Source organism: Bacillus sp. MN7755 (assembly GCF_054771475.1).
The window spans coordinates 1-14918 of record NZ_BTRL01000022.1; the positions used below are offsets into that span (position 1 = coordinate 1).

Annotated in this window: 16 protein-coding genes, 1 tRNA gene, 1 rRNA gene, 1 other RNA gene and 1 other annotated feature; of the genes, 4 read left to right on the top strand and 15 right to left on the bottom strand. The window is 37.2% G+C overall.

Annotation, left to right across the window (positions count from 1 at the left end):
* Positions 1–140: 140 nt before the first annotated feature.
* The 7 genes from ACYVEC_RS23680 to tadA all read right to left on the bottom strand — a co-directional run bounded on the left by ACYVEC_RS23680 (position 141) and on the right by tadA (position 4489).
* Complete coding sequence (locus ACYVEC_RS23680) at positions 141–410, bottom strand: pro-sigmaK processing inhibitor BofA family protein (protein WP_060629166.1); 270 nt, start codon at positions 408–410, stop codon at positions 141–143.
* Between the two features lie 214 nt (positions 411–624).
* Positions 625–846 carry a YaaL family protein gene (locus tag ACYVEC_RS23685; RefSeq protein ID WP_000466020.1) on the bottom strand — a complete coding sequence of 74 codons (222 nt, stop codon included), beginning with the start codon at positions 844–846 and terminating at the stop codon, positions 625–627.
* Between the two features lie 14 nt (positions 847–860).
* The gene (gene recR / locus ACYVEC_RS23690; protein ID WP_000559169.1) at positions 861–1457 is read right to left on the bottom strand and encodes a recombination protein RecR; all 597 of its coding nucleotides are present in this window, start codon (positions 1455–1457) and stop codon (positions 861–863) included.
* A 14-nt stretch (positions 1458–1471) separates the two neighbouring features.
* Entirely contained in the window at positions 1472–1798 is a 327-nt protein-coding gene (locus ACYVEC_RS23695; protein ID WP_170930109.1) for a YbaB/EbfC family nucleoid-associated protein, read from the bottom strand.
* A gap of 25 nt (positions 1799–1823) precedes the next feature.
* Positions 1824–3512 (bottom strand): DNA polymerase III subunit gamma/tau, encoded by a 1689-nt coding sequence (gene dnaX, locus ACYVEC_RS23700; protein ID WP_063223593.1) that lies wholly within the window; start codon positions 3510–3512, stop codon positions 1824–1826.
* A 132-nt stretch (positions 3513–3644) separates the two neighbouring features.
* Positions 3645–3909, bottom strand: an RNA gene (gene ffs, locus ACYVEC_RS23705) — signal recognition particle sRNA large type.
* A 79-nt stretch (positions 3910–3988) separates the two neighbouring features.
* Positions 3989–4489: a tRNA adenosine(34) deaminase TadA gene (gene tadA / locus ACYVEC_RS23710; protein ID WP_063223592.1), complete on the bottom strand. Its 501-nt coding sequence runs from the start codon at positions 4487–4489 to the stop codon at positions 3989–3991.
* 108 nt (positions 4490–4597) lie between these two features.
* On the opposite strand from tadA, the gene ACYVEC_RS23715 reads away from it, so the two are divergent.
* The 3 genes from ACYVEC_RS23715 to ACYVEC_RS23725 all read left to right on the top strand — a co-directional run bounded on the left by ACYVEC_RS23715 (position 4598) and on the right by ACYVEC_RS23725 (position 6569).
* Positions 4598–5137 carry a cysteine hydrolase family protein gene (locus ACYVEC_RS23715; RefSeq protein ID WP_063223591.1) on the top strand — a complete coding sequence of 180 codons (540 nt, stop codon included), beginning with the start codon at positions 4598–4600 and terminating at the stop codon, positions 5135–5137.
* Positions 5138–5262: 125 nt separating this feature from the next.
* On the top strand, positions 5263–5898 hold the full coding sequence (locus ACYVEC_RS23720; protein WP_063223590.1) for a deoxynucleoside kinase: 636 nt from the start codon (positions 5263–5265) through the stop codon (positions 5896–5898).
* A gap of 2 nt (positions 5899–5900) precedes the next feature.
* Positions 5901–6569, top strand: a complete 669-nt coding sequence (locus ACYVEC_RS23725; RefSeq protein WP_001053585.1) for a deoxynucleoside kinase — start codon at positions 5901–5903, stop codon at positions 6567–6569.
* Positions 6570–6604: 35 nt separating this feature from the next.
* On the opposite strand, the gene ACYVEC_RS23730 is transcribed toward ACYVEC_RS23725, so the two are convergent.
* From ACYVEC_RS23730 to guaB, 7 genes are all read right to left on the bottom strand, one after another.
* Positions 6605–6997 (bottom strand): DUF3797 domain-containing protein, encoded by a 393-nt coding sequence (locus tag ACYVEC_RS23730; RefSeq protein ID WP_060629159.1) that lies wholly within the window; start codon positions 6995–6997, stop codon positions 6605–6607.
* 166 nt (positions 6998–7163) lie between these two features.
* A tRNA-Ser gene (locus ACYVEC_RS23735) sits at positions 7164–7256 on the bottom strand.
* A gap of 156 nt (positions 7257–7412) precedes the next feature.
* Complete coding sequence (gene serS, locus ACYVEC_RS23740) at positions 7413–8687, bottom strand: serine--tRNA ligase (protein WP_060629158.1); 1275 nt, start codon at positions 8685–8687, stop codon at positions 7413–7415.
* Positions 8688–8738: 51 nt separating this feature from the next.
* Positions 8739–8960 (bottom strand) — a binding site (T-box leader).
* Positions 8961–9014: 54 nt separating this feature from the next.
* Positions 9015–9605, bottom strand: coding sequence for a pyridoxal 5'-phosphate synthase glutaminase subunit PdxT (gene pdxT, locus ACYVEC_RS23745; RefSeq protein ID WP_060629157.1), 591 nt, complete (start codon positions 9603–9605; stop codon positions 9015–9017).
* Positions 9606–9623: 18 nt separating this feature from the next.
* Positions 9624–10511, bottom strand: coding sequence for a pyridoxal 5'-phosphate synthase lyase subunit PdxS (gene pdxS / locus ACYVEC_RS23750; protein ID WP_000186157.1), 888 nt, complete (start codon positions 10509–10511; stop codon positions 9624–9626).
* A 161-nt stretch (positions 10512–10672) separates the two neighbouring features.
* The gene (locus ACYVEC_RS23755) at positions 10673–11980 is read right to left on the bottom strand and encodes a D-alanyl-D-alanine carboxypeptidase family protein (protein ID WP_142332779.1); all 1308 of its coding nucleotides are present in this window, start codon (positions 11978–11980) and stop codon (positions 10673–10675) included.
* Between the two features lie 113 nt (positions 11981–12093).
* Positions 12094–13557, bottom strand: coding sequence for an IMP dehydrogenase (guaB, locus tag ACYVEC_RS23760; RefSeq protein ID WP_460508607.1), 1464 nt, complete (start codon positions 13555–13557; stop codon positions 12094–12096).
* A 115-nt stretch (positions 13558–13672) separates the two neighbouring features.
* On the opposite strand from guaB, the gene ACYVEC_RS23765 reads away from it, so the two are divergent.
* Positions 13673–14674 carry a YaaC family protein gene (locus tag ACYVEC_RS23765; RefSeq protein WP_060629154.1) on the top strand — a complete coding sequence of 334 codons (1002 nt, stop codon included), beginning with the start codon at positions 13673–13675 and terminating at the stop codon, positions 14672–14674.
* A gap of 34 nt (positions 14675–14708) precedes the next feature.
* Here ACYVEC_RS23765 and rrf read toward each other — a convergent pair.
* Positions 14709–14824 (bottom strand): 5S ribosomal RNA (gene rrf / locus ACYVEC_RS23770).
* Positions 14825–14918: the final 94 nt, after the last annotated feature.

The window sequence follows — 14918 nt, forward strand, 5'->3', positions numbered from 1 at the left end:
CGTTTCAGCGACTTTTATAATTTAACATTTTTCGTTAAATCCGTCAACAACTTTTTTCTTTCGTTCCTGACGACGCTTATTAATTTACCATATTATTCATTTGTTAGTCAACACTTTTTAAAAAAATGCCAAAATAATTTTTATCTTGGCATGATATAAAGCTTAATAACCACTAATGCAGCAACACCGGGTAGCCCTAATAAACTTGTGATCGCCGCTGTACCCAAATTAATTGGAATATGAAAATCAAAATATGTTCCTACAACATTTACGATAAAGAGTAATGCTATTCCTAACGTAATATGAAAGAGTGCCTTTCCTATAAATCGTAACGGCTTAGAAGAAACACCAAAAACAAGGAAAATAAAAACTAACGCAAGAATACCACCAATAATAATTGTAGAATTCATTTTTTCCTCCTTATGAATGACCTATACATAATTATTTGTATGGGACAAGGCGATGAAAAAGAACATTTATCACATAACACCAATCGTTTTATCCTACTAATCTTTATTCGTTAACACTTTCTTCATAAAAAACGTTAATCGCTCCGTCCAAACGAAGTGGCCACTATATGTTTAACAAATAAAATAAAAGGTTCTGCTTTTTCAGCAGAACCTTTTACCATTGTTCCATTTTTACAGGACGACGTTTTGCCTCTTTTAACAAGAAGAAATATTTCGCCTCTGCTATTTTTAAAGAACAAAGTACATCTTGAGATGGTTCTACACTTTGTTCAACCATTCTCTTCTGACGTAACCATTCGTTCTTCACTTTTTCTAATAGTACAATTAGCTTATCATCATACTCTTTACGCAATTTACCCTTTTTTTGAAAGAACATTTTTGTTTCTCCTCTTATACTTCTCTACGACCTTCTAACGCTTTCGACAGTGTCACTTCATCTGCATATTCTAAATCTCCACCAACTGGCAGACCATGTGCAATACGAGTTACTTTAATACCTGTCGGCTTTAAGAGGCGGGATATATACATCGCTGTAGCTTCCCCTTCAATATTAGGATTTGTTGCTAATATCACTTCTTGTACCGTTTCATCGTGCAGTCGCTTTAAAAGTTGCGGGATATTAATGTCTTCCGGTCCAATTCCCTCCATTGGAGAAATAGCACCGCGTAACACATGATATACACCTTGATACTCTTTCATTTTTTCCATTGCGATTACATCTTTCGGTTCTTGCACGACACAAACAACTGATTGATCTCGATGTGAATCGTTACAAATATAACAAGGATCACGGTCAGTAATATGCCCGCATACAGAACAATATGCTAAGTCTCGCTTCGCATTTACAAGTGCTTTCGCAAAACCTAACACATCGTCTTCTTTCATATCTAATACGAAAAATGCCAACCGAACCGCTGTTTTCGGTCCGATTCCTGGCAATTTCATAAAACTATCAATTAGTTTTGATATTGGTTCTGGATAATGCATATATCAATATCCTCCTAGAACATTCCACCTGGTAAGTTTAAGCCTTTTGTAAATTTACCCATTGTAGAGTTTGAAAGTTCATCAGCTTTTTTAAGCGCATCATTCGTTGCAGCTAACACTAAGTCTTGTAACATTTCGATATCTTCTGGATCTACAACTTCCTCTTTAACTTTCACTTCAAGAATTTGCTTATGACCATTTGCAATAACTGTAATCATACCGCCGCCAGCTGTACCTTCAACTGTCTTTTCGCCAAGTTCTTCTTGCGCTTTTGCCATATCTTTTTGCATTTTTTGCATTTGTTTCATCATGTTATTCATATTTCCCATTCCGCCACGCATCATAATTAATTCCTCCTAATTATTATTACTCTTTTATTTCAATAAGTTCTTGCCCTACTAATTTTACTGCCTCTTCTATAAGAGGATCTTCTTTCTTCTCTGGGCTTTCTTCAGAATTCCCACCTTCACGCTGTAAAAAATCTTCACGGATTTTACCCCATTCACTTTTTGGAATGGCAATCATATTTAATCTTTTACTTAGCAATTCAAATAAAGCTTGTTCCACTGTATCCATAGCTTCTCGATTTTCGCTTGCCATTTTACAGTGAATCTCATATTGAAACGCTAAAACGTAAGTATCATCCGAAGCCGCTACCGGTTCACTATTTTCTAACAAAACAGCAAACGCTACTTTGTTGTATGCTTTGAGTCTTCCTAGCAACTCACCCCATACAGCCTTTAATTGTTCTAAATCTTGACGCTTTGCTTGCTTTAATACTTCATTTACGCGTCCAACAGGAATCTTCATACTACCTGTCCGCACTGGCTTTGGTGCTGCACGTGTCTCTCTGACTTCCTGCTGCACACCAGCCGGCACACCATTCTTTTTGACTTGTTCTAACTCTTTCTCCAATTGCTGCATCCTGTTCATAATTGCTTGTAAACGATCTGCACCGTTTGCTTGCATCATAAACTGTTGACACAGTTGTACCATAACAACTTCTAAGAAAATTCGCGGATGATTTGTCCACTTCATTTCCTGTTGTCCTTTACTAAGAGTATGAATGATTTCATAGATTGCTTCCGGTTGCATTTCTTCACTTAACATCCGGAATTGCTCATCTACCATTACTCGTTCCAACATATGTTCCAGTTGTGGTGAAGTTTGATATAAAAGCATATCACGATAATAGTAAATGAAATCCTCCATGAAGCGAACAGGATCTTTCCCTTTCCCCATCATCTCATCTATGATACGTAATGCTCTTGATACATCATTTTCACGTATACATTCTACTAAGTTGCCTAAGTATTGCTGAGAAACAGAACCTGTTACAGCTAATACATCTTCTGTTGTAACTGTCTCATCACTATAAGATATCGCCTGATCAATAAGACTAAGCGCATCACGCATACCACCTTCAGCGGCACGCGCAACAATTTGTAACGCCTCATCTTCTACTTGCGTACCTTCATTGGTCACAACCGTCGATAATCTCTCAACAATATCATTTACTGATATTTTTCGGAATTCGAAACGCTGACAACGTGAAATGATTGTAGGCGGTATCTTATGCGGTTCTGTTGTTGCCAAAATAAAGATGACATGTCCTGGCGGCTCTTCTAACGTTTTTAAAAGCGCATTGAAGGCACCCATGGAAAGCATGTGGACTTCATCAATAATATATACTTTATATTCTACAGCACTTGGAGCATATTTTACTTTATCTCTAATATCTCGGATTTCATCTACACCGTTATTTGAAGCCGCATCAATTTCTAATACATCTGAAATAGATCCTTGCGTAATCCCTAAACAAGAGGGACATTCATTACAAGGCTCAGCTACCGGAGCATGTTCACAGTTGATTGCTTTTGCAAATACTTTTGCAATTGTCGTTTTCCCTGTTCCCCTCGGGCCAGAAAATAAATACGCATGTGAAACTTTCTCTTGAAGAAGGGCATTTTGCAACGTTTTTGTGACGTGCTTTTGACCGACTACATCTTCAAATTTTTGCGGTCTCCATGTTCGGTATAACGCTTGGTATGACACGAAAATACGGCCTCCCTCAAAGGTTATTATCTCATTTATTATAACCCATTCTGTTTATAGATTCCAAAAGTTATTTTCTATACAAAAAACCCACCTTAGTATTAAGGTGAGTTTTGTATACATATATAACTGCCGTGCACCTTCTGTCGATTACGTACCATAAGCGTTACTTAAGCAGTTAGCTCGGTTCAGGCACTCCTGCGGCACACGAGAAAACCCGCTTATTGCTGCTTCCTTCCGGACCTGACAAGGTTCACGGGGTCCCGTTGCGCAGGACCCAAACGTCAACACCACTTACTTAAGGCAGGCCTTACAGCAACATAACCTCGAGAAGGGATTCGGCCTCGCTAGAGCGGATTGCGAGTATAGGGCACCGCTACCTCCCCGCTTAGCACGGCAAAGTTAAAACCAATATTCGGTTGCCTTCATTAAAGGCACTATCAGTATAACTTGTTTTTTTATAAAATGCAAATACGTTAATTCTCGTTGCTTTTCTCTAATTTCTTGATCGCTTTTCTTTTTTTACGAAGTTCTCTAAAAAAGTTTGTTAACAACGTACCGCATTCTTCTTCTGATACACCAGCTACTACTTCACATTGATGATTAAAGCGTTCATCCGTTAAAAGATTCATTAATGTCCCTGCACATCCACCCTTTGGATCACTTGCACCATATACAACTCGCTTCACTCGTGATAAAACAATTCCACCCGCACACATCGGACAAGGCTCTAATGTTACATATAACGTCGCATCTTCTAAACGCCATGTCCCTAATTTTTTGCACGCCTCATCAATAGCTAACAACTCAGCGTGAGCTATTGATCTTTGCTCAGTTTCCCTTAAATTATGAGCAACACTAATTACCTCACCATCTAACACTATAACTGCACCAATCGGTACTTCTTGTATTGCCTCTGCTTTTTTAGCCTCTTCTATTGCCAACTGCATAAAATAAATATCTTGATCGCGTTCCATAACATAGTCCTTTCATTACAAATAAAATACGCTTATTTCCATTTACTACACCATGGGATAACTTTTACAAATTCAATCCACCCTAAGAAAAAAGAGAGGGGATTACATATGAAGAATACTGCCTTACTCATCATCGATATGATTAATGATTTTCAATTTTCACATGGGCCCATCCTAGCCAAGAAATGCGAAATTATAACAAATCCTATTCTACATTTAAAGAAAACGATGAAATCCTTCGGCTATCCCATAATTTATATTAATGACCATTATCAACTTTGGAGATCTGATATTGACCAACTGATTACTCATTGTACAAATGAATATAGTGAAAATATCATTCATAAGATTGCTCCAAATTCTGACGATTACATTTTTATTAAACCACATTACTCTGCCTTTTATGAAACACCTTTAAATTCTTTATTAGGCTATTTGAAAATAGAAAACCTAATATTAACAGGAATTGCCGGTAATATATGTATTCTTTTTACAGCTAACGATGCACATATGAGAAATTATACACTGTATGTACCACAGGACTGTATTGCCTCTAATCATGATCAGGATAACCTGCATGCTTTAAAAATAATGGAAGCCACATTAAAAGCAAATATAGTACCGTCATCCCAAATAAAATTTAATTAATACATATATCTATTTTCTAACTTTTTATATCAAATTAACCCGCTCGCTTCCCTCTTGTGCTACAATAATTCTGTTTTGTGTTTTTAGTAGTCACGGCAAATCACTGATTGAAAGGAGGAAACAGCGTGACCGGAGTACCATTTATCACGGTTGAAGGACCAATTGGTGTTGGAAAAACCTCACTTGCGAAGGCAATTTCAGCTCACATGCAACTCCACTTACTAAAAGAGATTGTTGATGAAAACCCTTTTTTAGGAAAGTTCTATGAAGACATCGACGAATGGAGTTTTCAAACAGAGATGTTCTTTCTTTGTAATAGATACAAACAACTAGAAGACATTAACATAAAGTATTTGAATCAAAGGAAGCCAGTAGTAGCTGATTATCATATATTTAAAAATTTAATTTTTGCATCCCGTACATTAAAAGATTCTCAATATGACAAGTACATGCAAATCTACCGTATCCTTACACAAGATATGCCTGTACCAAATGTCATCGTTTATTTAACAGCTAGCCTGGAAACATTACAAAAGCGAATCGCAATGCGCGGAAGAGAATTCGAAAAAAATATGGATCCAAATTACTTACTACAGCTCACAAAAGATTACGAAACAGCAATGGATACTTTTAAAAAGGACCATCCAGATATCCCGGTGTTGAAATTTAACGGAGACGATATGGATTTTGTACAAAATCCCGATGATTTAAACGTCATCCTATCCGCCCTTCAAAATACTCTCTTAAAGGAGTCGAAATAATAATGAATTTAAGGCAAAAATATGATATACCAAATGATGCAGTAATTACTATCGCTGGAACAGTAGGTGTCGGAAAATCAACTATGACAACTGCACTAGCTAACGCTTTAGGTTATCGCACATCATTTGAAAAAGTAGATTCTAATCCATATTTGGACAAGTTCTATGCCGATTTCACACGCTGGAGCTTCCACTTGCAAGTATACTTTTTAGCAGAACGATTTAAAGAACAAAAGAGAATTTTTGAATATGGTGGCGGTTTTGTTCAAGACCGTTCTATCTATGAAGACACTGGCATTTTTGCAAAGATGCATCATGAAAAAGGTACAATGACGGAAACTGATTACGAAACATATAAAGGTTTATTTGACGCTATGGTCATGACTCCTTACTTCCCTCATCCAGACTTATTAATTTACTTAGAGGGTTCTTTCGATGATATTGTAGACCGTATTCAAGAACGCGGACGCCCGATGGAGCAGCAAACACCAATTGAGTATTGGAAAGAGATGCATGGGCGTTACGAAAACTGGATCAATAACTTTAATTCATGCCCTGTTTTACGATTAAACATTAATGAATACGATATTTTAAAAGATGGAGATTCTATTGAACCGATCATTAAAAAAATTGGCCATTTTTTAAAACAAACACGTAAACTTGTAAAATAAAAAACCCGTGCATACGCACGGGTTTTTCTATTAAATTATTTCTTCTTTGTTGGAGCAATAATTTCACTCTCAGGTTTTCCAGCGTTAATACGCTGACGAACCGTACTTGTACTAATATCGTATGTCTCAGCGATCTCTTTAACAGTCATTTCTTTCCCGTTAATTACCGCTGTTAATACTTTACCTGTACGTTTTGGAGCTGCTTCTTTCTTTACAGCTTCTTTTTTAACTTTTTTTGGCGCCTCTACTTTTGTCGCAGTTTGTTTTACATCACAAGTGCAACCACAAAGTTTACGGAATGTATCATCGCTAATAATGCGTGATACGTTTGCACCACTGTTTAAAATTCTATTGTTCTTACAGACAGGACATTGTACATAATATAAAGTTTTTCCATCTAAAGGAAACGTTTGTATAATAAGATCCATGTTGACTCCTTTCATATCTATGAAGATAATCATCGGAATATGAGTGTGTAATAAGGACAAAATCGCCTTACACCATACTTTATGATTGGTTTTAAAATAAAAACTCGTTACGTGTTGGTAACGAGTTCTCCAATCTCCACTTATATGCGCTGTTGTCAATTATATCTGGAGGAGGTAGAGGGATTCGAACCCCCGCGCGACTCTCGCCGCCTGTCGGTTTTCAAGACCGATCCCTTCAGCCAGACTTGGGTATACCTCCATATTGACATCAAATATAATATCAAAAGAAAAACAGTTAGTCAACCCTACTAAAATAAATTATGAGGAAAGGAAAATTTTACTTCCCCTCTCCTACATTATAGTACTGACAACGCTCATAATTACCAATCACTCATACCGATGAATGTTTATAAATTTACTTAATAACTGTTTTTCCTCCCATATAAGGGCGAAGAACTTCTGGAATTATAATTGTACCATCTTCTTGTTGGTAATTCTCTAAAATAGCTGCCACCGTACGTCCAATTGCAAGACCAGATCCATTTAATGTATGAACATGTTCTGGTTTTCCGTTTGGTTCACGACGGAAACGGATATTTGCACGTCTCGCTTGGAAAGCCTCAAAATTACTACAAGAAGAAATTTCACGATATGTGCCATAGCTTGGAATCCATACTTCGATATCGTATTTCTTCGCTGCTGTAAATCCTAAATCGCCTGTGCACATGCTCATAACGCGATATGGCAACTCTAACAATTGTAACACGCGTTCTGCATCATTTGTTAGTTTTTCTAACTCTTCATAAGAATCTTCTGGTTTCACGAACTTTACAAGCTCTACTTTATTGAACTGATGCTGACGAATTAAACCACGTGTATCACGACCAGCTGAACCTGCTTCAGAACGGAAACAAGAGCTAAATGCAGCATATCTTATAGGCAATTGCTCTTTATTTAAGATTTCATCACGGTGCATATTCGTTACAGGTACTTCAGCTGTTGGAATTAAGAAGTAATCTTCACTTTCAATACGGAATGCATCTTCTTCAAACTTTGGAAGTTGTCCAGTACCTGTCATACTTGCACGGTTTACCATATACGGAGGTAATACTTCTTCGTATCCATGCTCATCAGTATGAAGATCAAGCATAAAGCTAATTAAAGCACGCTCTAATCTTGCGCCAGCACCTTTATAGAATACGAAACGGCTTCCCGTTACTTTCCCAGCACGTTCAAAGTCTAGAATTCCTAAATCTGTAGCAAGATCCCAATGTGGTTTTGGTTCAAAAGCAAATTCCTTCACATCTCCCCAAGTACGCGCTACTACATTATCATCCTCTGTTTCACCAACTGGAGCAGATTCATGAGGGATATTTGGAATAGATAACATTAATCTTTCTAAATCTTCTTCAACTGTACGAAGTTCATTATCAAGATCTTTTACTTTTTCTCCAACTTCACGCATTTCTAGAATTAGAGCTTCCGCATCTTTCTTTTCGCGCTTCAATACAGAGATTTGTTGAGATACTTCATTACGTTTACTTTTTAGTTCCTCTGTTTGAACAAGTAGTTCTCTTCTTCTTGTATCTAACTCTTCAAAGCGACCAAAATCAGTTAAATCTTCGCCTCTATGTTGTAACTTTGCTTTTACTTCTTCAAAATTTGTACGTAAAAATTTAATATCAAGCATTATATACTCCTCCTTTTATTTTATAAAACACAAAAAACTCCCGTCCCTATATAAAGGGACGGGAGTTAACCCGCGTTGCCACCCTAGTTGAAAGCATTACCGCCTTCCTCTCAAGTAGAAATAACGGCTCTTCACCGGGAACGTTTACTAATCATAAAGATATTCCACATTCCATTCCAGGATGGATTCACAAACTGTTTCTATCGATTTCCACCAACCATCGACTCTCTATAAGAAACCACATTTGTTACTACTTCCTATCAACACGCTTATTTTATAAAATTGTTACCATCAATTTACTATAATCTTATACAAGTTGCAAGTTACTTATACAACTTTTTTCATTTTCGCTTCTTTTACCATTTCTACAAAGTATGCTGTTACACGATGATCATCCGTTAATTCCGGATGGAATGAAGCAGCTAGAAACTGTTTTTGTTTTACCGCTACCATTCGGTCGCCATGCGTAGAAAGCACTTCGACATCATCTGCTACATCTACAACATACGGGGCACGAATAAATACGCCAACAAAATCTTCTCCCACACCTTTAATAGAAAGTGCAGCTTCGAAGCTATCTTTTTGACGCCCGAACGCATTGCGCTCAACTGTAATATCCATAGCACCAATATGTGCTTCTTCATAGCCAATAAGTGTTTTTGCAAGAAGAATCATTCCTGCACATGTACCAAACATTGGTTTACCAGACTTCGCGAATGTACGAAGTGGTTCCATGAAAGCATACTTATCAATAAGACGGCGCATTGTTGTACTTTCACCGCCTGGTAAAATAAGACCATCAATCTCTTCAAGTTGCTCTATACGCTTTACAACAACAGCTTCTGCACCACTTGCTTCAACTGATTTTACATGCTCACGAACTGCACCTTGAAGACCTAGTACACCGATTTTCACCATTTTAAAGTTCTCCTTCAATTACCATCCGCGCTCTTGCATGCGTTGTTCTGGTAATAACGTTGAAATTTCGATACCTTTCATCGCATTACCTAATCCTTTAGAAAGGCTTGCAATTAGTTCGTAATCCTCATAATGAGTCGTCGCTTCAACGATCGCACGTGCAAATTTCTCTGGATTCTCTGATTTGAAGATACCAGATCCAACAAATACACCATCCGCACCAAGTTGCATCATTAACGCTGCATCTGCTGGTGTTGCTACACCACCTGCTGCAAAGTTTACAACCGGCAAACGACCAAGGCGTTTAATTTCAAGGAGTACTTCATAAGGAGCACCAGTATTTTTTGCATATGTCATTAACTCATCTTCACGTAGACTTGCAACTTGACGGATTTCTGCATTGACTTGGCGCATATGACGCACTGCCTCTACAATGTTTCCTGTTCCTGGTTCACCTTTTGTACGAAGCATAGATGCACCTTCTGCAATACGACGTGCAGCTTCTCCGATATCACGGCAACCACATACAAACGGAACTGTGTAATCACGTTTATTTAAATGGTATACTTCATCGGCAGGAGTTAATACTTCACTCTCATCGATATAGTCTACCCCTAATGATTCTAATACACGTGCTTCTACAAGGTGACCGATACGGCATTTTGCCATAACCGGAATTGACACAGCACCCATAACTTCTTCAACGATCGTTGGGTCTGCCATACGAGAAACGCCACCTGCTGCACGAATATCTGCTGGTACACGCTCTAATGCCATAACGGCAACTGCGCCTGCCTCTTCTGCAATTTTTGCTTGTTCAGCGTTAATTACGTCCATAATAACGCCGCCTTTTTGCATTTCTGCCATTCCACGTTTTACACGTTCTGTCCCTGTTACATTTGTCATGTTACAAAAACCCCCCTAGGTGAATTGCTTTTCCCCGTTAAAGGCGAAAATTAAGAATACTCTTACATTCTACCACTAACCATCAGATGCTTGTCTACTACTTTTTCATAAAGTCGGTATGAAAAATAGGAATAAGAAAAAGCCCCTACAATGAGGAGCTTTTAAAACCAACCTTTTACTGTATCAACAGCACTATTCCATATACCACTAAAGAAAGAACCGATTCCGCGCATAGAACGAGTAAACCAATTCGCTTCTTCTACTGCAGATGTTGTTACAAGATCTATTTGTAATGACTTACCAGATAAAAACCCAGGATCATTCGTATCTTTTGGTGTAATTACCATCTGGCCAAGTGCAGCTCCCTTTTTAATAGGTGCTTCTTGTCCCTTACTTGCTTCTTTTAATTCTGTTTTATAAACATCTTTACTTCCCTTTGGCATTGGAAGTGAAACAGCTTGTTTTGTTTGAACTGCTACATCTTTATCTTTTGCATTTTCTACTCGTACTGTTTCATGTCCCTTTACCGAAGAACCTTTTTTATACACTTTCTTCATTTCAAAGTTATCAAATCCATAATCATATAGCTTCTTTGTCTCATCGAAACGTGCTTGACGAGAATTTGTTTTAATGACTACAGAAATAAAACGCATTCCATTTCTTTCAACCGTACCAGTGAAACAATCTCCTGCCTCTGGAGTTGATCCTGTTTTCAGACCATCTACACCATCATATGCCTTAGATAAACCTTTTAACATCCAGTTCCAGTTCAACATTTGAAATTTCTCTTTTTCGGGACGGAAAACTTTCATCGGAGTTTTTGCTGTATCTAATACTTTAGGATAATCTTTAAGTAGATGTTGTGCTAAAGTTGCAACATCCTTCGCAGACATTTTATTTTCTTCATCCGGTTGTGTACCTTCAGGATGCATTCCTTTTAAATCTTTGTTCGTTAAGCCTGTAGAATTGACAAATTTATAATTTTTCAATCCTAGTTCTTTCGCCTTATCATTCATCATTTTTACGAAGTTTACTTCTTTATCCGCAATTGCTTCCGCTAATGCAATTGTTGCACCATTTGCAGAAAAGATTGCCATCGCCTCATATAACTCTTTTACTGTATAAGTGCCACCATTTTCTAATGCAACATTTGATAATGAAGCATCTTGTGAAACTTTATATGCATATTCAGAAACCTTAATTTTTTGATCCCACTTAAGTTTTCCTTTATCCACTGCTTCATGAACTAAATATTCACTCATCATTTTTGTCATACTAGCAATTGATAATAATTCATCTGCATTCTTTTGATATAAAATCTTACCAGAATTAGCTTCAACTAAAATTGCCGCACCTGCTTCAATGTTTAAAGCAGATCCTGTTTCTGCTGACGCATTGCTATATGGTAACAACATACTACAAGCTAGTGTAAGCATTGTTACTAGCGCAATGAATCTTTTGCAAAACATACTTTTCACTTTTGCTACCCCCAATATCTATGTACTCACATAACCGTTATTCTAACATAATCAAAAAAAAATAGACAGAGATATCAAATCTCCGTCTATTTGTATATAAGACATTATAATGAGTAGTTTGGAGCCTCTTTTGTAATTTGTACGTGATGAGGATGGCTTTCAAGTAAACCAGCACCTGACATGCGAATAAATTGTGCATTCTCACGTAAGAACTCTAAATTCTGTGCTCCGCAATAGCCCATACCTGCACGTAATCCACCAACTAATTGGTGAACTGTATCTGCTAAAGGTCCTTTATATGGTACTCGTCCTTCAATACCTTCTGGAACAAGTTTTTTATTTCCTTCTTGGAAGTAACGATCTTTACTTCCTTTTTCCATCGCACCAACAGAACCCATACCACGATATACTTTAAATTGGCGACCTTGGTAAATTTCAGTGTCACCAGGGCTTTCAGCAACACCAGCAAACACGCTACCTAGCATAACAACATGTGCTCCTGCTGCTAAAGCTTTAACCATATCACCAGAGTACTTAATACCACCATCGGCAATGACTGGGATACCGTGTTTACGAGCTTCTGTTGCACAATCATAAACCGCTGTTAATTGTGGTACACCAACGCCAGCTACAACACGTGTTGTACAAATAGAGCCTGGTCCAATACCAACTTTAACTACGTTTGCACCTGCTTCAATTAATGCTTTTGTTGCTTCAGCAGTAGCAACATTTCCAGCGATAATATTTAGTGACGGATATTTTGCACGAACTTCTTTTACTTTATCAATAACACCTTGAGAATGCCCATGAGCTGTATCAAGTACGATTGCATCTACGCTAGCTTTTACTAATGCATCGATACGAGTCATAGCATCAGCCGTTACACCAACCGCTGCCCCGACTAATAAGCGCCCTTGCTTATCCTTCGCAGAATTTGGGAATTCAATTACTTTTTCAATATCTTTTATTGTAATAAGCCCTTGTAATACACCGTTGTTATCAACAAGAGGGAGTTTTTCAATTTTATACTTTTGTAGGATCTTTTCAGCTTCTTCTAGCGTTGTACCAACTGGAGCTGTAATTAGCTGTTCTTTTGTCATTACGTCGGAAATTTTGATTGAGTAGTCTTGGATAAAACGCATATCACGGTTTGTAATAATACCAACTAACTTTCGCTCATCTAAATTATTTACAACCGGTACACCTGAGATACGGTATTTTCCCATAAGATGCTCTGCATCATACACTTGATGTTCTGGAGTTAAAAAGAAAGGATCTGAAATAACACCACTTTCAGAACGTTTTACTTTATCAACTTGCTCTGCTTGTTGTTCAATAGACATGTTTTTATGAATAATTCCTAAACCGCCTTGACGAGCCATTGCAATAGCCATATCAGCTTCTGTTACTGTATCCATTCCTGCACTAATTAACGGGATGTTTAACTGTAAGCTTTCAGATAAAACTGTTTTAACACTTACTTCTCTTGGTAGTACATCTGACTTTGCTGGTACAAGTAATACGTCATCAAAAGTCAAACCTTCTTTAACAAATTTAGATTCCCACATAATTGTTCCCCCCATGATACCAGAAATTATTATTAGTAGCTTATCAATTGGTTAAAATACTGTCAAGGACGTATATATATGTTAGAATTTTTAGACAATAAAAGGAGCGTAATATATGCATCAAACACATTGTACTTGGCAGCAATTAAGTTTCTTCTTTTCATCTCAAAATGTACAACGTTATCTTGCCCGTTGTTATGAAAAATCCTCCATACAAGATGCTGAAAAAAAAAGTTTTGAAAATTGTTATCCCTTTATTTATTACTTAGAACATGGAAAAAATTATTATGAATTATATAAGGTATCACCCTTTTCAATTCAACCAATGTTATTGTTTTATGGAATGAGCCAACTTTTTAAAGCCTGCTTACTAACCATTGATCCTAACTATCCAGAATCCACTACTGTTTTAGCTCATGGTGTTACGACCCGTAAACGAAAAAAACAAGGATATCAATTTTTAGAAGATGAGGTGAAGGTACAAAAAAATGGATTATTTACTCATGTTGCAGAACAGCTGTTTCACATGAAACACTTAGAATCAGAGAAGTTTAACATGTTGGATTTAATGGGGAATATTCCTGAATTACAAAACTTATTTCGCTATAGTCAAAGAGGTGCCACTTTATATAAAATTGATTCAACACATACAAATGAGCTTTCCTTTTCAGTCAACATACTAGATCGACTCCATATGACTACAGAAAGATTTTCACGTTACATTGAATCAACTTGTAAGCATTTATCCATGCAACATGTCCCTGGGAAAACGAGCGAATCGAATTTGCTTTTTACAGCTCCTATCCAATCGTGGAATCCTATATATAGTACGCCCTTATACTACGAATATCTTGCTGATACTTATTACTTACCACTTACAACTGACCCTAGAAATCCTAAACCTGTATTACCCGAACTTCTTGTTCATTATTTATTGCTCTACAATTTAAGTATGATTTCTAGATACGAAACAGATTGGTGGTATGATTTACTTGGAAGCTATGGTTCTGAAGATTACCCATTTATTTATCAATTCCTTAATATTTCTGCTCAAAAAATCCCTTACTATATTTCGGCTTTTTTACTAGCAGAACCGAGCCTATTTCATGGGAAATAAAAAAACACAAGTCAAAAGACTTGTGTTTTTAGTTGCTTGGCGACGTCCTACTCTCACAGGGACAAGGTCCCAACTACCATCGGCGCTAGAGAGCTTAACTTCCGTGTTCGGTATGGGAACGGGTGTGACCTCTCTGCCATCATCACCAAACTATGAAGGCATATTCCTTCAAAACTAGATAACATTTGCTACATATTATATGGTTAAGTCCTCGATCTATTAGTATTCGTCAGCTCCACATGTC